This window comes from Streptomyces sp. NPDC058308 (assembly GCF_042880275.1).
Classification (GTDB): domain Bacteria; phylum Actinomycetota; class Actinomycetes; order Streptomycetales; family Streptomycetaceae; genus Streptomyces.
This window is the reverse complement of record NZ_JBHVZA010000002.1, coordinates 377,119-393,431: the sequence shown is the minus strand read 5'-3', so window position 1 is coordinate 393,431 and position 16,313 is coordinate 377,119. Positions and strand designations below refer to the sequence as shown.

The 16,313-nt window shown below is 73.2% G+C and carries 14 protein-coding genes; 5 read left to right on the top strand and 9 right to left on the bottom strand.

What is annotated here, in order from left to right:
* Positions 1 to 35: 35 nt before the first annotated feature.
* The 5 genes from ACFVYL_RS04360 to ACFVYL_RS04340 all read right to left on the bottom strand — a co-directional run bounded on the left by ACFVYL_RS04360 (position 36) and on the right by ACFVYL_RS04340 (position 6,063).
* Positions 36 to 1,556: a phytoene desaturase family protein gene (locus tag ACFVYL_RS04360; protein WP_389712788.1), complete on the bottom strand. Its 1,521-nt coding sequence runs from the start codon at positions 1,554 to 1,556 to the stop codon at positions 36 to 38.
* 30 nt (positions 1,557 to 1,586) lie between these two features.
* Entirely contained in the window at positions 1,587 to 2,201 is a 615-nt protein-coding gene (locus ACFVYL_RS04355) for a DUF4126 domain-containing protein (RefSeq protein ID WP_389712787.1), read from the bottom strand.
* A 367-nt stretch (positions 2,202 to 2,568) separates the two neighbouring features.
* Positions 2,569 to 3,189: a TetR/AcrR family transcriptional regulator gene (locus tag ACFVYL_RS04350; protein WP_389712786.1), complete on the bottom strand. Its 621-nt coding sequence runs from the start codon at positions 3,187 to 3,189 to the stop codon at positions 2,569 to 2,571.
* 47 nt (positions 3,190 to 3,236) lie between these two features.
* The gene (locus tag ACFVYL_RS04345; RefSeq protein ID WP_389712785.1) at positions 3,237 to 5,321 is read right to left on the bottom strand and encodes a YhgE/Pip family protein; all 2,085 of its coding nucleotides are present in this window, start codon (positions 5,319 to 5,321) and stop codon (positions 3,237 to 3,239) included.
* Positions 5,293 to 6,063, bottom strand: a complete 771-nt coding sequence (locus tag ACFVYL_RS04340) for an ATP-binding cassette domain-containing protein (protein ID WP_389712784.1) — start codon at positions 6,061 to 6,063, stop codon at positions 5,293 to 5,295. Before ACFVYL_RS04340 ends, ACFVYL_RS04345 begins: the two co-directional genes overlap by 29 nt.
* 158 nt (positions 6,064 to 6,221) lie before the next feature.
* Between ACFVYL_RS04340 and ACFVYL_RS04335 the strand changes: the two genes are divergently transcribed.
* The 3 genes from ACFVYL_RS04335 (at position 6,222) to ACFVYL_RS04325 (ending at position 8,335) form a co-directional block, all read left to right on the top strand.
* Positions 6,222 to 6,770 (top strand): SAV_6107 family HEPN domain-containing protein, encoded by a 549-nt coding sequence (locus ACFVYL_RS04335; RefSeq protein ID WP_389712783.1) that lies wholly within the window; start codon positions 6,222 to 6,224, stop codon positions 6,768 to 6,770.
* A gap of 98 nt (positions 6,771 to 6,868) precedes the next feature.
* Positions 6,869 to 7,648: a class I SAM-dependent methyltransferase gene (locus tag ACFVYL_RS04330; RefSeq protein WP_389712782.1), complete on the top strand. Its 780-nt coding sequence runs from the start codon at positions 6,869 to 6,871 to the stop codon at positions 7,646 to 7,648.
* Positions 7,649 to 7,921: 273 nt separating this feature from the next.
* The gene (locus ACFVYL_RS04325) at positions 7,922 to 8,335 is read left to right on the top strand and encodes a DUF3040 domain-containing protein (RefSeq protein ID WP_389712781.1); all 414 of its coding nucleotides are present in this window, start codon (positions 7,922 to 7,924) and stop codon (positions 8,333 to 8,335) included.
* Between the two features lie 231 nt (positions 8,336 to 8,566).
* Here ACFVYL_RS04325 and ACFVYL_RS04320 read toward each other — a convergent pair whose 3' ends face one another.
* The 4 genes from ACFVYL_RS04320 to ACFVYL_RS04305 all read right to left on the bottom strand — a co-directional run bounded on the left by ACFVYL_RS04320 (position 8,567) and on the right by ACFVYL_RS04305 (position 14,262).
* Positions 8,567 to 11,002: a DUF3488 and DUF4129 domain-containing transglutaminase family protein gene (locus ACFVYL_RS04320; RefSeq protein ID WP_389712780.1), complete on the bottom strand. Its 2,436-nt coding sequence runs from the start codon at positions 11,000 to 11,002 to the stop codon at positions 8,567 to 8,569.
* A 91-nt stretch (positions 11,003 to 11,093) separates the two neighbouring features.
* On the bottom strand, positions 11,094 to 12,461 hold the full coding sequence (locus ACFVYL_RS04315) for a DUF58 domain-containing protein (protein WP_389712779.1): 1,368 nt from the start codon (positions 12,459 to 12,461) through the stop codon (positions 11,094 to 11,096).
* The gene (locus ACFVYL_RS04310) at positions 12,461 to 13,483 is read right to left on the bottom strand and encodes an AAA family ATPase (RefSeq protein ID WP_389712778.1); all 1,023 of its coding nucleotides are present in this window, start codon (positions 13,481 to 13,483) and stop codon (positions 12,461 to 12,463) included. The genes ACFVYL_RS04315 and ACFVYL_RS04310 overlap by 1 nt, the downstream gene beginning before the upstream one ends.
* Before the next feature lie 221 nt (positions 13,484 to 13,704).
* Positions 13,705 to 14,262, bottom strand: coding sequence for a beta-class carbonic anhydrase (locus tag ACFVYL_RS04305; RefSeq protein WP_389712777.1), 558 nt, complete (start codon positions 14,260 to 14,262; stop codon positions 13,705 to 13,707).
* A gap of 421 nt (positions 14,263 to 14,683) precedes the next feature.
* Between ACFVYL_RS04305 and rsmH the strand changes: the two genes are divergently transcribed.
* Positions 14,684 to 15,643, top strand: coding sequence for a 16S rRNA (cytosine(1402)-N(4))-methyltransferase RsmH (gene rsmH, locus ACFVYL_RS04300; RefSeq protein WP_389712776.1), 960 nt, complete (start codon positions 14,684 to 14,686; stop codon positions 15,641 to 15,643).
* Between the two features lie 92 nt (positions 15,644 to 15,735).
* The gene (locus ACFVYL_RS04295; RefSeq protein WP_389712775.1) at positions 15,736 to 16,311 is read left to right on the top strand and encodes a hypothetical protein; all 576 of its coding nucleotides are present in this window, start codon (positions 15,736 to 15,738) and stop codon (positions 16,309 to 16,311) included.
* Positions 16,312 to 16,313: the final 2 nt, after the last annotated feature.

Genomic DNA, 16,313 nt, shown 5'->3' with positions numbered 1-16,313 from the left:
CCGGTACTGAACCGCGGCGCGGTCCACCGCGGCCCTCACTGAGAGCCGCGGAACTCCGGGCCCTCCACGATCAGGCCCGCGGCCAGCGTGCCCGACATGCCCGCGTGGGGCAGGCCCCCGCCGGGATGCGACCAGCCGCCGACCGCGAAGAGCCCCGGCAGGCCGGTGCTGTTGGCCGGGTGCAGGAGTGTGCCGCCGGCCGCGGCGAGCGCCGGTGCCGGGACCGCGCCGCCCTCGGCGCCGGTGGCCTCCGCGATGTCGGCCGGGGTGCGGACCTCGTGCCACAGGAGGCGCTCGCGCAGGTCGGGGACGGCCCGCCCGGCACGGTCGATCACGCGCTCGGCGCAGGCGTCGAACCCCTCGCGGGCGGTCCGGTCGGACGCGTCGCGGCACGCGGGCACCGTGACGGTCAGCGTGACCGCCTCATGCTCCCTGTCCGGCACCGCCGCCGGGTCGTCCGGCCGCGTCACCGTGACCGTGGGCTGCGCCGCCAGGGCGAAAGCGCCACCGAACAGCCCGTCCAGCTCCTGCGCGCGGTCCGCCGCGTGCACCACCGTCCGGTGCGGGGCGTTGGCGGGGCGGGGCCCGCGCAGCGCGAGCAGGACGGTCAGCCGGCTGGGCATGGCGGGGCTCTTGGGATCTCCCGGCGCACGTATGCCCACACCGGGGAGCAGGCCGTCCAGGGCGGCGGGCGCGACGCCGGCGACGACGAAGTCCGCGTCCGCGGTGGTGCCGTCCGCGAGCTCCACGCCCGCGGCCCGGCCGTCCTTCTCGACGATCCGCGTCACCGCCGCGCCGAACACGAACTCGACCCGCCGCGCGCGACACCGCTCGTACACCGCCCGGGCCAGGGCCCGCAGACCGCCCCGCGCCGACCAGACCCCGAACGTCTGCTCCAGATACGGCAGGACGGCCGCGCTCGCGGGGGCCGTGCGGGGATCCAGGCCGTGCGCGAGCGCGAACTGCTCCAGGAGCGCGACCAGACGCGGGTCGCCGCCCAGTTCGAGCTCGCCGACCTCGGCGAGGGTGGCCGCGCGGCGCTCCTTGCGCAGCAGGCGCTTCCGGGGCACCGAGGGATACGGCTCACGCGCGGCGAGCACCTCCCAGTTCGGCCACAGGGGCTCTTCAAGGAGGGGGCGGCGGGTGCGGTCCCAGGCCTCCCTGGCGCGGTTCATGAACGCCGCCCAGCGCGCGCCCGCGCCGTCGCCGAGGGCCGCGTCCAGCGCTTCGCCCACGCCCGCGCGGGAGGCGTTCGGCAGGTCGGCCGCGGTGCCGTCCGCGAAGACATGGCGCACGGCGGGCTCCACCTGGGAGAGCTCGACGCACTTCTCCAGGGGCTCCTTGCCCGTCTTGATGAACAGGTCGCGGTAGACCGCGGGGAGCTGGAGCAGCGTCGGTCCGGTGTCGAAGACGAAGCCGTCCCGCTCGAAGCTGCCGAGGGCGCCGCCGTAGGTCTCACCGCGTTCGTACACCACCACCCGGTGGCCCGCCACGGCCAGCCGGGCGGCCGCCGTCATCGCGCCCATGCCGGCGCCGATCACCACAATCCGTGCCATGCCAGGGACTTTATCGGCAGCCACTGACAGTCACGGCGGTGGAGTCCCCGTACGCCCCGCCAGCCGCTTCTCCTCGCGCCGCTGCGCCCTGCGCCGCAGGAACCGCCGGATGCGCGAGACGAGGAAGAACAACAGGAACAGGCCGAGCAGCAGGAGCACGGCGGCGATGATCGCGGCGGCCTCCGGATAGAACATCGCGAAGCTGATGATGCCCCCGACTCCGAGGTCCTCGGCGGTGCTCATCACGATGTTGCTGAACGGCTCCGGCGAGGTGTTGACCGCCATCCGCGTCCCGGCCTTCACCGCATGGCTGGCCAGCGCGGTCGACCCGCCCACCGCGCCCGCGGCCAGATCCGGGAGGGACCCGCTCTGCCCGGCGAGGAGCGCCCCCACCACGGCGCCGGACACCGGACGGATCACGGTGTGCACCGTGTCCCAGACCGAGTCGACGTAGGGGATCTTGTCGGCGACGGCCTCGCACACGAAGAGCACACCGGCCGCGATCAGGACGTCGGGCCGCTGGAGCGCCTCGGGGACCTCGTCACTGACGCCGGTCGCCCCGAAGATGCCGAGCAGCAGGACAACGGCGTACGCGTTGATCCCGCTCGCCCAGCCGCTGGTGAACACCAGGGGGAGTACGGACACGGACGTGATCGTAACCAGTCCGGGACGGCCGGGCCCGGGGTTGAGCACGCGCGCCTGAGTATCCGTACCTAGTGAGTGAGATGAGTACGCGCACGGATGGGCCTCCACCTGCGAAGACGGAAGAGTGTGGGGCACGGAGAAGGGCGCGGGGCCGGTACCGCCGACACGGGGCGGCGGAACGGCGCCGCGCCCTCGACCGCTCCTCCCGCCACCCGGCGGGAGCGAGGTACGGGGGTGACTCGGGGGGACGACCACACGGGGGTCGAACGGGGGTTACGGGGGGACACGAGAAAAGCGCCGGTCCGGTGCCGCCCGGGGACAGGGGGGGCACCGGACCGGCGTCCTTCATGTGTGCGATCGGCGGTGGCTACGCGCGCGTGCCGCTCACCCGGCCCTGCAACAGCCGCGACAGCGCCGCGTGCACGTCGTCGAGCGAGCGCTCCGGCTGGAAGGCCTGCCAGTCCAGCGCGGCCACAAGGACCATGCCGACGAGCGCGGCGGCCGTCAGTGGGATGTCGATCTCCTCGCTGAGCTCGCCGTTGCCGACCCCGGCCCGCAGCACGTCCTCGACCACCGCGACGGCCTGTTGCCTGACCACGAGCAGCGTGGACTGCCAGGCCCGGTTGGTCCGCCACAGCTCGGCGACGTACAGCTGGGTGAAGGCCGGATAGCGGTTGATGAAGACCAGACCGGCCCTGATCATCGCGTCGAGGGCGTCGACCTTGCTGCCGCCCTCGCCGTCCACCTCGTCGGCGGCCGCCTTCAGGGAGGCGGTGAGCAGGCCGACGCCGTGCCGCAGCAGCTCTTCGAAGAGGACTGATTTGCTCGCGAAGTTGTAGTAGACGGTGCCCTTCGCGACCCCGGCCCGCTCCGCGATCTCGTCGACCGTCGTGGCCGAGAACCCCTGTTCCGCGATGAGGGTGACCGCGGCCTCGTAGAGCTTCTGCCGAGTGGCCTCACGGCGGGTGCTGCCTGCACTGCTGTCCATGGTCCTGATTCTCACAGGTTCCGCCGCCCGTCCCGGCCCGGCCGTCCTCACAGCGTCAGCTCCGGGTGCAGCCGGTCCAGGGTCCACACCTGCTTGCGGTGCGCGGTGAGCGCGGTGAGCGCGAGGGCTCCCAGGGTGAAGGCCGTCAGGACCGCGCAGCCCTGCCAGACGGGGCCGAGGCCACCGCCCGTGATCAGCCTCCGGAGCGCCTCGACGACGTAGCTCATCGGCAGGAAGGGATGGATCGCGCTGAAGAAGCCGGGACTGGTCTGGACGGGGTAGGTACCGCCCGCCGACGTCAGCTGCAGCATCAGCGCGGCGAGGACGAGGATCCGCCCGGCCGCTCCGAAGCGGGCGTTCAGCCACTGCACGATCGCCGCGAAACTTGCCGTCACCAGGCAGAGGAAGCCCACCGTCCCGGCCGCTCTGGTCATCTGCAGGCCGAGCCCCCAGTGCAGGACCGACAGCAGGGCCGCGGTCTGGAGCACGCCAAGGGCGGCCACCGGGAGCCAGCCGGCGAGCGTGATGCGCCAGGCGGAGGCGCCCGCGGCGAGCGCGCGCCGGTTGAGCGGCTGGATCAGCATGTACGCCACCATCGCGCCGACCCACAGGGAGAGCGGGATGAAGTACGGCGCGAAGCCCGTGCCGTAGTTGGGCGCCTTGTGCAGGGACTGGGAGGCGAGCTGCACGGGGTCGGCCATGACGCCAGTGCGCTCGTCGCGGTCCTTCTTGTCGTAGTCCGGGATCTTCTTGACGCCGTCGTGCAGTCCGCCGGACAGCTTCGCGGAGCCGTCGGCCAGCTTGAACATGCCGCCCTTGAGGTCGCCCGCGCCCGTCTCCAGCTTGCCGATGCCGGTGTCGAGGTCCGTGGCGCCCGTCTCGGCGGTGCCGAGGCCGGTGTTCAGCTTCGTGGCGCCCTTGGCGACCTTGCCCGCGCCCTTGTTGAGGTCGTTGATCTGGGTGACGGCCGTCTCCAGGTCCTCGTCGAGGTGCGGAGCGCGGTCGGCGAGCGCCTGCGACTTCTTCTGCAGGGCGGCCAGGTGCCGGTCGAGCTCCTTGACGCCCCCCTTCTGGTCCTTGATCACGGTGTTCATGTCGTCCGCGATGGCCGACACGTTCGCCGCCGCCTTCCTGGCGTCCTTGATCTGGGGGCAGAAGGGGTCGGGCACCGGGGCCTTCTCGCAGCGCTTGGCGTAGAAGTCGCTGATCGCCCGGGAACCGTCCTCGGCGCCCCTGGCCGCTCCCGGCGCGAGCTTGACCCAGGTGTCCAGGTGGTGGCGGAGCGCCTTGGAGGAGTCGGCGACGAGCTGGGCCGTGTCGCCGATGCTCTTGCCGTTGTCCTTGAGGAAGGGCCGCACCTGGTCCGCGGTGCCGTTGACCTTGTCGGCCAGCTTCTGGGTGCCGTCCGCGACCTTCTTCGAGCCGTCCGCGAGCCTGCCCGCGCCGGTGTGCAGCTTCGTGACGCCGTCGGCCAGGTCGCCGCTGCCGTTCTTGGCGTCCTTGAGCCCGTCCGCGAGGTCCTTGGAGCCCTTCTTCGCCTTGCCGATGCCGCTGTCCAGCTTGTCGGCGCCGTCGGCGGCCTTCTGCGTCGCTCCGTGGATGTCGGAGAACGAGATGAAGATCTTGTCGAGGAACGAGCGCGACGCCTTCGTCGACGCGGCGGAGCGCACCTCGGAGAAGACCGTCCGGGAGATCTGCCCGACGATGTAGTTGTTGGCGTCGTTCGTCTTGACCCGCAGGGCGCCCGTCTGGGGAGAGGACCCCGCACTCGACGCGATGCGCTTGCTGAAGTCCGTGGGCATCGTCAGCGACAGGTAGTACGTCCCGTCCTCCACGCCCTTGCGCGCCTCGGCGTCGCTCACCTCGTGCCACTCGAAGGTCTTGCTGTCCCGCAGCCCTTCGACGATGTTGTCGCCCGCCGCGAGCTTCTTGCCCTGCGCGGTGGCTCCCTTGTCGTCGTTGACGAGGGCCACGGGGATGCGATCGAGATGGCCGTACGGGTCCCAGAAGGACCACAGGTACAGGGCGCCGTAGAGCAGGGGCAGCAGCAGGAGCGCGACGAGTGCGGCGCGTGGCAGCTTCCCCCTGCCGAAGCGCCTGAGCTCAAGCGCGGCGAGCTTCGGCGAGCGCATCCGCCGTCTCCTTGTCGTCGTCAGCGGGGGTCACGGTCGTGCCGGTGCGGACCACGACCGCGCCCTCGGGCGCCTCGCTGCACACCGCGAGCACGGTCGTCCCGCGCTCCGTGAGGGACGTCAGCATCGCCCAGGCCTCGGCCCGTTCGGCGTCCGAGAGCTTCAGGTCGGTGTCGTCGACCCCCAGCACGCGGGGCCCGCCGATCAGGGCCAGGGCCACGGAGAACCGCAGGACCTCCAGCCGGTCCAGGTCGCGCACGGCGGTCCTGCGCCCCTTGGGCAGGGTCTCCAGGTCGAGCCCGGTGGCCATGAGCGCGGCGTCGACCCGCAGCCGCAGCTCGTTCCTGCGCTCGCTGCGCGGCCTCAGGAGCCCGCGCAGCGAGCCGCCGAACCGCCGCTCCAGGAGCGCCCGTTCGCGCAGGTGCTCGGCCACGGTCAGGGCGGGGTCGAGATCGGTCACCCCGGGCACCGGGCCGAGCCCGCTGATCCGGCGCACCGCGGCCAGTTGCCTGGGCAGCGGGTGGCGGCCCACGGCCGCGTGGCCCTCGGTGGCACGCATACGTCCGGTGAGAGCGAGCAACAGACAGGTGCGCCCCGATCCCGACGGGCCCTCCAGCGCGACCAGCGACCCGGGCTCCGCCTCGATCCCGATGCCGCGGAACGCCCAGCCCCGCGGTCCCTTGAGACCGAAGCCCTCGGCGGTGACGGCGGCTCCGCGCGCGCCGTCGGTCGGACCGTCCACAGTTCCCCTGCCCCTCTTTTGAACTGACTGGTCAGTACAAAAGTAAGCCCGAACCTGCGATCCAGGCAAAGGGCCAGGTCAGGGCCGATTGTCAGTGGCGTACTCCACGATGGGCACATACGGCCACTGCGCCGTCACACGACGACAGGAGGTTCGTCATGGCCAGCACTTCCGCAGCAGCCGCACGTCGGCACCGCGCCGTCGCCCCTGCTGCCGCGCTGACCGGCCCGGCGAGCGATGTCCACCCCGTCCTGCGCCGCGCCACGGCCCCGCCGGCCGCCCTCGAACTGCTCGCCCAGGCCCGCGCCGGAATCGACGAGGCGACCCGCCTGGCCCCGGCCAACGAGCGCTATGCCACCGCCCACCTCGCCGCCCTGCGCACCGCCGCCGCAGTCCTCGCCGCGCGCGGGCGCCCCGAGACGACACCGCGCCGCAGGCAGCGCATCCGCAGCGCCTGGGAAGTCCTCCCCGAGATAGCCCCCGAACTGACCGAGTGGAGCGCCCTGTTCGCCTCCGGCGCCGCCCGCCGGGCCCGCGCAGAGGCGGGCCTGAGGGACGCCGCCACCACCCGCGACGCCGACGACCTGCTCCGTGACGCGGCGATGTTCCTGCGCATCGTCGAGCGGATGCTGGTGCTCCAGCCCGTGCTGCCCCAGCCCCGGCAGGAGTCCCAGGACGCGGGCCGGGAGCCGCCGGACGCGGGCTGACCGGTGGCTGGGCGGGGCGGGACGGGTGGCCGGGGCACGGTGCGGCAGGCAATAGGGTGGAGGTGATCGCAACCCCACGCGCCGAGGAGTCAACTGCCGTGTCGGACCCGATGCGCCCCCGCGCTTCTCTCCGTACCGCCGTGGTCTGGGACGTCCTGAAAGACGCCCTCGACCGCCGCGTCAAGGTCACCGGCCGGGAGTCACGTACCGAACTCGATGTGCTCGACACCGGAGGCGGCAGCGGCAACTTCGCGGTACCCGTCGCCCGCCTCGGCCACCGCGTCACCGTCGTCGACCCCAGCCCGAACGCCCTGTTCGCGCTGGAGCGGCGGGCCGCCGAGGCCGGCGTCGCCGAGCGGGTGCGCGGCGTCCAGGGCGACGTGCTCGGCCTCTTCGACGTCGTCGGGCGCGGCGGCTTCGACGCGGTCCTGTGCCACGGCGTCCTGGAGTATGTCGACGACCCCGCCGAGGGCGTGCGCCTCGCCGTCGACGCCCTGCGTCCCTCCGGCGTGCTCAGCCTGCTCGGTGCCGGACTCGGCGGCGCGGTGCTCGCGCGGGCCCTCGCCGGGCACTTCAAGGAGGCGCAGACCGCGCTCACCGACCCGGCGGGCCGCTGGGGCGAGGGCGACCCCGTGCCGCGCCGCTTCACCGCCGAGCAGCTCACCGAGCTGGTCGAGGCCGCGGGCGTGCGCGTCGACGCGGTGCACGGCGTCCGGGTCTTCGCCGACCTGGTCCCCGGCGTCCTCGTGGACACCGAGCCGGGCGCCCTCGAGGCCCTCCTGAGGCTGGAGGCCGCCGCCGCGGAACTGCCCGCCTTCCACTCCGTCGCCACCCAGCTGCATGTGCTGGGGGAGGCGCGGGGCACGGACGGGGCCTGAGTTGCTCCCGCGGCCGACCTCTGATCAGGGGCGCAGCCGCACATGGAGTACGCCACAGGCCCCCGAACGGGCTACGGGCGCCGTATGATCGAGGCACACCGTTCTGCATGACGGTTCGGCCACTGGGGAATGCACGCTTCAGCGAGCCGGGGCGGCGTGAGGGTCCGGTTTGGCGAAGTTGGCGCAGAGGGGCGGGTTTCACGGGGGCGATTCCCTGCCTATCCTGAAGGGGACCCCCGGTCGCCCCGGCGACTGCACGATGAGGAGGACTCCGTGCCGCTCTCGGAGCACGAGCAGCGCATGCTCGAGCAGATGGAGCGAGCGCTGTACGCCGAAGATCCCAAGTTCGCGACAGCGCTTGAGGGAAGCGGGCTGCGTACGTACACCCGGAAGCGGGTCTACCAAGCGGTCGCGGGCTTCCTGGTGGGCATCGCCCTTCTCATGTCCGGAATGGTCGCTCAGCAGATCTGGATCAGCGTGGTGGGGTTCCTCGTCATGCTGGGGTGCGCGGTGCTCGCCGTCACCGGTTGGCGCAAGGCGCCGAAGCCGGGCGAACAACCCACGGGCGCGGCCGCCGGGCCAGGTGGGACTCCGGCCCGTCGGCAGGCGAAGCAGCGGCGCTCCGTCATGAACCGCATCGAGCAGCGGTGGCAGCGCCGCCGCGACGAGCAGCAGGGCGGTCAGTGAGCGAAGCGGCTCACGCCGCCTGACTGAATATACGTATGCATCCGTGAGGGGTGGCTGCCAGCGGGCGGCCACCCCTCACGCGTACGCACATGAGCATGAGCTCCGCACAGGGGGGGGGCGGCCCAGGCCCACCGCTCACGCGGGGTCCGCGGGCCCTGGTGGCCAAGGCCCGCGGCTCCTTCGGGACAGGTCCTGAAGGCGGGTCGGGAACCGGTGGAGCGCCGGTGGAACTCAGCTCTCCTGGCCGGCCCGTCGCGGCAGCTTCCGCGCCAGCGTCGCCCACCGCTTCGCGCCCCGCTCGCGCCAGCGCGCGCCGAACCCGAACGCCGCCCAGCGGTCCGAGACCGCCCACACCACCCGCGCGGCCGAACGCGGCGCGAGCAACGCCCGCAGCCGGGCGGCCCGGCCCGCCGATGCGTTCAGCCCGTCCCGTACCCGCCGCACGTCCTCAGGCAGCCCCGTCACGGGCTGCGGGCGCGGGGCATAGAGCACCTGCTCCACCGCGGCGGCCACCCGGTGGACGGCCTCCGCGGGCCTGCCGGCCAGCTGCCCGGCGCGGACGATCCGCGCCGCGGCGTTCCGCGGGGTCAGTGACTCGTCCGGCGCAATCCCATGGTCCCAGGCCGTATCGGTCACCTCGAGCCAGACGGCCAGCGTCCGCGCCGCCGCGTCGGCGTCGGAGCGGCCGCCGAAGACCAGCCGGACCCGCCGTGCCCGGGTCCGCCAGAGCAGGGGGAGGAGGGGCGCCCCGAGGACGAGCAGCGCCGCCAGGGAGAGGCCCACGATCATCCCGACGGGCGGTCCTTCGCCGCCCGAACCGGACGCGACCAGCGGAGCCGCGCTGTGGCAGCCGCCCTGCTTCTTCTGGTCGGGCGGACAGGTGTCCGAGGCGGAGGGGGCCGTGGACGGCTCGGAGGAGGCGGACGGCTCCGGGGTGCCCGGGTCGCTCGCGCCGCCGGAGGGGACGTCGGAGCGGGTGTACTCGGGGACCGTGCCGCGGCTCGGCGTCGGCTCGAAACGGGTCCAGCCCACGCCCTCGAAGTACAGCTCGGGCCAGGCGTGCGCGTCCCGCAGCCCGACCGACATCCTGCCGTTCGCCTGCGCGGTGCCCGGCGTGAAGCCCACCGCGACCCGGGCCGGTATCCCCAGCGTCCGCGCCATGGAGGCCATCGCGAAGGAGAAGTGGACGCAGAAGCCTTCCTTCTGCTTCAGGAACCGTTCGATCGCGGAGGGGCCGCTACCCGCCCGGACCTGGGTGTTGTACGTGAACCCGCCGTCCGAGGCGAAGTAGTCCTGGAGCTTGACCGCCTGCTCGTACGGGTTCGCGGCGCCCCGGGTGACCTGGCGGGCCGTGTCGCCGACCAGGCGGGGGAGCGAGCCCGGCACCTTGGTGAACTCGCGCCGCAGGTCCTCGTCGGGAGGCGGCGCGGCCGCGAGCTGCTCGGCTGTGGGCTCCACGACCAGGCTCTTGACCTGGTACTGCGCGCCCCGTGTGGTCTGGCCCCGGTCGCCGACCAGGGAGCGGCCCACCGGCTCGTACCGCCAGCGGCCGCCGATCTTCACCTGGCTGGCGGGGAAGGGCATGGGCAGCCAGTTCTGGGCGTAGTTCTCGGCTGCCGAGAGGTTGGTCTGGATCTCGGTCCTGCGGACGTCGGGGCGCAGCCCCCGGGGGTCGGGCAGCGGTGACGGCACGTCCTCGATGCGGCGGACGGTGGTCTTCCACGTCGTGCCGTCGAACTGGTCGAGCGAGACGATCCGCAGATACAGGTCGTCGGTGCCCTCCGCGTTCGTGCGGTACGACAGGACCTCGCGGTCCTCCGGCTGGTTCAGGCTGTCCTGGAGCGCGACCAGCGGATTCACCGCGGAGATCGTGCCACCGCCACCGGAGCCGTTGCCGCCCGTGCCGCCGTTGCCGGCCAGGAGGCCGCCGTCCAGGGCGGGCAGCGCAAGGGGCACCACCAGGGCGATGCCCAGGGCGAGGGCGCCGATGCGCCGTCCGGTGCGGACCGGGGCGAGCGCCCCGCCGTCGCTCTCCAGGCCGCCGGAGACCCGGCCGGGCGGGCGTGCCGCGCCGCCGAACACCCGGCCCCACTGCGAGAGCCGGTCCCGGCCCTCGGCCAGGAGCAGCAGCAGGTAGCCGGCGGCGGCCAGCAGGAACCAGAGCCAGCCGGCGCCGCCGCCCTCGGAGAGCCCGGCCGCGACCGAGTACAGGGCGAGCAGCGGAAGCCCGGCGGGGGCCGCCGTGCGGAACGTGACCGCAAGCGCGTCCACCACGAGGCCGACCATCAGAACGCCGCCGACCAGCATCAGCCGGATGCCGTCGCTCAGCGGCGCCGGGATCATGTACCGGCTGACGTCCTCGCCGCCCGCCTCCAGGAGCAGGCCGAACTCGCGGAACACCGCGGGCCCCGGCAGGACCCCCGCGAGGGCCTGCTCGCGGGCGAAGACCAGCGTCAGCAGGAACAGCGTCACCAGCGCCTGCACCGCCACCGTGAGCGCCCTGGCCAGCGGCACCCGCCGGGCCAGCGCGCCCGCCCCGCTCTGGATCACGAGCAGGATCACCGCCTGCAGGAACCACGTCGCGGGGTCGACGAGCGGCAGCAGCGAGCCCGACGCCATCAGTGTGGCCGCGGTGGCGCACACCGCCAGGCGCGCGCGCCCGCTCATGACCGTCCCCCTGCTGTCGTGCGTGCCTCTGTCGTGCGTGCCACCGCTGTACGCGCCCCCGTCGTACGTCCCCGCGGCGCGGGCCGCCCGCTCATGCCCATCCCCCGGTCGTCGTGCCCGCGGCGGGCGCCGGGCCCGCGCTCGTACGGGCGTGGTCCGCCTGCCGCCACAGCGCCTCCAGGCTCGCCCCCGGAGCCACCGGGAGCGCCGTCCAGCCCGCCTCGCGGAGCATCCGCACGCGCGCCTCCCCGGCATCGGAGGGCCCGGCGCCGGGCGCCTGCGCCCAGGCGTCGCCGTCCAGGACGAAGGCGACCGCGGAGCCGCTGCGCTGGCGCATCTTGGCGACCACCGTCGCCTGCTCATCGCCGAGGTCGCCGAGGAAGGCGACGAGAAGGCCTTCGTTCCCGCCGCGCAGCACGTCGTACGCCCGGGAGAGGTCGGTGCCGTCCGAGTGGTCGATCACCGCGAGGGTGTCCATCATCAGTCCGGCCGCGTCAGCCGACTCATGGCTGGCGCCCGCGAAGCCGTCCGGGCCCTCACCCGGCAAGGAGGTGCCGGTGTCGGTCAACAGGCGCACCGAGAAGCCCCGTTCGAGCATGTGCACCAGGGCGGACGCCGTGCCCGACACCGCCCATTCGAAGGCCGAGTCCGGCCCGGCGCCACGGAAGCCGACGCCCCGGGTGTCCAGGAGCACCGTGCAGCGGGGCCGCTGCGGCTGCTCCTCGCGGCGCACCATCAGCTCGCCGTAGCGGGCGGTGGAGCGCCAGTGCACCCGGCGCAGGTCGTCGCCGTGGCGGTACCCGCGCGGGATGACGTCGTCCTCGCCGGCCAGCGCCAGCGAGCGGTTGCGGCCGTCGCCGTACCCCTTGGCCTCGCCCGTGAGCCGCACCGGGGGCAGCGCCTCCACGCGCGGGATGACGGTCAGGGTGTCGTACGTCGAGAAGGAGCGGGTCAGCTCGCACATCCCGAACGGGTCGGTCAGGCGCAGCTGCAGGGGCCCCAGCGGATAGCGCCCGCGCAGGTCGGAGCGGACGCGGTAGGAGACCTCGCGCCGCCCGCCCGCCTCGACCCGGTCGAGCACGAACCGGGGACGCGGCCCGAGCACGTACGGCACCCGGTCCTGGAGCATCAGCAGGCCGGTGGGCAGCCGCGAGACGTTGTCCATCCGCAGGTGGACGCGGGCCTCCGAACCGGCGGGCACGCGCGCGGGAGAGAGCCTGCGGCTGCCCGCGACGCGGTAGCGGGTGCGGAACAGGACGGTGGCGCACACCAGGGGCAGCACGGCGAGCAGTAACCCCACGCGCAGCAGGTCGCCCTGGCCCAGGACATAGGCGCAGATGGCGGCGGCGACGCCGGCCGCGAGGAAGGAGCGCCCGCGAGTGGTCAGGCCCGCGAGAGCCGTGCGAAGGCCGCCCCTGTCGTCATCGGCGGGGCCCGCCGGCGGCCCCCCGGCCGTCATCAAAGCCTCCGGGCGCCGGGCGGCTGCTGGTTGAAGTAGGGGCCGGCGCCGGGTGGCGTCGGGGCGGGCACCGGGGTGCGCTGCAGGATCTCCAGGACGACGGATTCGGCCGTACGACGGTTCAACTGGGCCTGCGCCGTGGGCAGCAGGCGGTGCGCGAGGACCGTGACCGCCAGGGCCTGCACATCGTCCGGCAGGGCGTACTCCCGGCCGCTGAGCGCGGCGGAGGCCTTGGCGGCGCGCAGCAGGTGCAGGGTCGCGCGGGGGGAGGCCCCGAGTCTGAGGTCGGGGTGGTTGCGGGTGGCGCCGACCAGGTCCACCGCGTACCGCCGGACCGGATCGGCGACGTGGACCGTGCGCACGGCGTCGATGAGCTTGACTATCTCGTGGGCGTGCGCCACCGGCTGGAGGTCGTCCAGGGGGGAGACGCCGCCGTGGATGTCGAGCATCTGCAGCTCGGCCTCGGGGCCCGGATAGCCGATCGAGACCCGCGCCATGAAGCGGTCGCGCTGGGCCTCGGGCAGCGGGTAGGTCCCCTCCATCTCGACGGGGTTCTGGGTGGCCACCACCATGAACGGGCTGGGCAGTTCGTAGGTCTGCCCGTCGATGGTGACCTGGCGCTCCTCCATGGACTCGAGCAGCGCGGACTGCGTCTTCGGAGACGCGCGGTTGATCTCGTCGCCGATCACGATCTGCGCGAAGATCGCGCCCGGCTTGAACTCGAAGTCCCTGCGCTGCTGATCGAAGATCGAGACACCGGTGATGTCCGAAGGCAGCAGGTCCGGCGTGAACTGGATCCGTCGCACGGAGCAGTCGATGGACCGCGCGAGTGCCTTGGCGAGCATGGTCTTGCCCACGCCCGGCACATCCTCGATGAGCAGATGCCCCTCCGCCAGGAGCACGGTCAGCGAAAGCCGTACGACCTCTGGCTTGCCCTCGATCACGCTCTCCACCGACCTGCGGACACGCTCCGCTGTGGTGGTCAGATCTGTGAGGCTCGCTCGATCGTCATAGGTCGTCACCCGGCCCTCCTCGGCCCTTCCCCACGCTCCTGCGGAGCGGGGAATTCCCCATTTCCGGACCGACACGCGCGCGCGAGCCCGGTACACCCCGAATTCATCGACATCACGCGGACAAGCCTCCGCGTGATGTCACCCCCGCATTGTTGTTGGGCATACCGTGTCGTGTCACTCGCCTGTGGATAACTGGCGCCGATTTGTCGGGTCTTACGACGCTTTGTCAGTCACGCAGGGTCGATCTCCCGCAGCAGGCCGGAGGTCACGTCGAACACGAAGCCGCGGACGTCGTCGGTGTGCGGCAGGAAGGGCGAGGTCCGCACGCGCGCCATCGACTGCCGCACGTCCTGCTCGACGTCGGCGAAGGACTCCACCGCCCACGACGGGCGCTGGCCGACCTCCATCTCCAGGTCGTGCCGGAAGCCTTCGGTGAGGGTCTCCATGCCGCAGTTGGTGTGATGGATCAGCACGACCCGGCGCGTGCCGAGCGCCCGCTGGCTGATGGCCAGGGAGCGGATCACGTCGTCGGTGACCACGCCGCCCGCGTTGCGGATGGTGTGGCAGTCGCCCAGCTCCAGGCCGAGCGCGCGGTGCAGGTCGATACGGGCGTCCATACAGGCCACGACGGCGACCTGCTGAACGGGGCGGGCGTCCATGCCGGGGTCGGTGAACGTCGAGGCGTACCTCTGGTTCGCCTCGACGAGGCGGTCGGTGACCGAACCGACGGCTATGTCGCCGGTGGGCTCGGCGGGAATGCGGTCCGAGGAGGCTGCGGAAGTCGACATAGGCAAAACGTTAGTGGCCCCTGATCGTCCGGGCCCGCTGTGAGAAGGGACAAAGAACACCAAAGACTCTTGTTGTGAGCTACCCCACAAGGGTGCCTGGCCTGCGGCTGAACGGGTGACTCCGGCGGATCCGGGCCACCGTCGGCGGCCGGTCCGCGACGCGCAGGCCGGTTGATTGACCGGGCGACACGGTGGACTAAAGTGACGCGAAGCGGGAGACGTGACCTGCTCCCTGCTGGACCGCACATCCCGGAGATTCCCCGGATCTCCCCACGTGCGCGGCGCGTACGTACGGCTCGGCCTCCTCCCGCTCCCGGTCGGCTGACGCCACTTCCCCGGCGCCAGCAGTCCATTCCCCTTCACGGAGCGGGTGGGGACCCGGCGGTGCGTACGCACGCCGCGCCGGACCTGAGAGGGCCCCTTGAGCGACAACAGCCGACACGTCCCGGTGATGCTCCAGCGGTGCCTGGACATGCTGGCCCCCGCGCTCGCCGAGCCGGGCGCCGTCGTCGTCGACTGCACCCTGGGCCTCGGCGGCCACAGCGAGGCCCTCCTCGCCACCTTCCCGTCCGCCCGCCTCGTCGCGCTGGACCGCGACAAGGAGGCGCTGCGCCTGTCCGGCGAGCGCCTCGCCCCCTACGGCGACCGCGCCACCCTGGTGCACGCGGTCTACGACGAACTCCCCGACGTGCTCGACCGCCTCGGCATCCCGCGCGTCCAGGGCGTCCTCTTCGACCTCGGCGTCTCCTCCATGCAACTGGACGAGGCGGACCGGGGGTTCGCGTACGCCCAGGACGCCCCCCTGGACATGCGCATGGACCAGACGACCGGCATCAGCGCGGCCGAGGTCCTCAACACGTACGCGCCCGGCGAACTGGTGCGGATCCTGCGGGCGTACGGCGAGGAGAAGCAGGCCAAGCGCATCGTCGGCGCCGTCGTGCGCGAGCGCGAGAAGGAGCCGTTCAGCAACAGCGCGCGGCTCGTCGAGCTCATCCGCGACTCCCTGCCGCAGGCCGCCAAGCGCACCGGCGGCAACCCCGCCAAGCGCACCTTCCAGGCCCTGCGCATCGAGGTCAACGGCGAGCTGAGCGTCCTGGAGCGGGCCGTTCCCGCGGCTGTGCGGGCGCTCGCCGTCGGCGGGCGGATCGCCGTCCTGTCGTACCAGTCCCTTGAGGACCGGCTGGTCAAGCAGGTGCTCGCGGCCGGCGCAGCGACGACCGCGCCCCCCGGGCTGCCCGTCGTCCCCGAGCGCTACCAGCCGCGGCTCAAGCTCCTGACGCGCGGTGCCGAACTCCCCACAGAGGAAGAGATCGCCGAGAACCGCCGGGCGGCCCCGGCGCGGCTGCGGGGCGCACAGCGCATCCGCGAGGACGTCGGGTGAGGCCTCGCCCGCGCACCCGGTCCCCGCGCACCCGGCCCCCGAGCATCGCCCGCTGAGCAGAACCCGCTGATCAGAGTCCGCGAGGAGGCTCCATGACCAAGAAGCCCGAGCTGCGGGGGAGGGCCGCCCGCCTCGCGCGGCTGCTGCCACAGGGTCCGAGCCAGGCCGCGCGCACCCCCTTCGTCCTCCTCGTCGTGCTGCTCCTCGGCGGCGGTCTGATCACCCTGCTCATCCTGAACTCCTCCCTCAACGAAGGCTCGTTCCGGCTGAGCGAGCTGAAGAAGGAGACGAAGGACCTCACCGAGGAGGAGCAGGAGCTCCAGCGCGAGGTGGACGGCTACGCCGCCCCCGAGGCGCTCCAGCGCCGGGCCAGGGAGCTCGGCATGGTCCCCGGCGGCGACCCGGCCTTCCTCGGCCCCGACGGCGCCGTGCGCGGCGTGCCGGGCGCCGCGACCCGGCCCTCCTCGCTGAGTTACCCCGCGCCCCGCCCGCAGGAGGTGGCCTCCCCGGCCGCCACCGTCTCCGTCCCTGCCACGCCCCCGCCCGGAACGCCGGCCCCGGACGCGGCGGCCCCCACGGCCCAGCCGCCCGTCCGGGCCACCCCCGCCCCGGCGCCCCCGGCGCCCCAGCCCACGTACCCCGGCCCCACGACGACCTCCGGCAGGTGACG

What these genes read in the sequence shown, in the direction of transcription:
- ACFVYL_RS04360 (WP_389712788.1), bottom strand. Translation starts at nt 1,556, where the DNA reads ATGGCACGGATTGTGGTGATCGGCGCCGGCATGGGCGCGATGACGGCG.
- ACFVYL_RS04350 (WP_389712786.1), bottom strand. Translation starts at nt 3,189, where the DNA reads ATGGACAGCAGTGCAGGCAGCACCCGCCGTGAGGCCACTCGGCAGAAG.
- ACFVYL_RS04345 (WP_389712785.1), bottom strand. Translation starts at nt 5,321, where the DNA reads ATGCGCTCGCCGAAGCTCGCCGCGCTTGAGCTCAGGCGCTTCGGCAGG.
- ACFVYL_RS04335 (WP_389712783.1), top strand. Translation starts at nt 6,222, where the DNA reads ATGGCCAGCACTTCCGCAGCAGCCGCACGTCGGCACCGCGCCGTCGCC.
- ACFVYL_RS04320 (WP_389712780.1), bottom strand. Translation starts at nt 11,002, where the DNA reads ATGAGCGGGCGCGCGCGCCTGGCGGTGTGCGCCACCGCGGCCACACTG.
- ACFVYL_RS04315 (WP_389712779.1), bottom strand. Translation starts at nt 12,461, where the DNA reads ATGACGGCCGGGGGGCCGCCGGCGGGCCCCGCCGATGACGACAGGGGC.
- ACFVYL_RS04305 (WP_389712777.1), bottom strand. Translation starts at nt 14,262, where the DNA reads ATGTCGACTTCCGCAGCCTCCTCGGACCGCATTCCCGCCGAGCCCACC.
- ACFVYL_RS04295 (WP_389712775.1), top strand. Translation starts at nt 15,736, where the DNA reads ATGACCAAGAAGCCCGAGCTGCGGGGGAGGGCCGCCCGCCTCGCGCGG.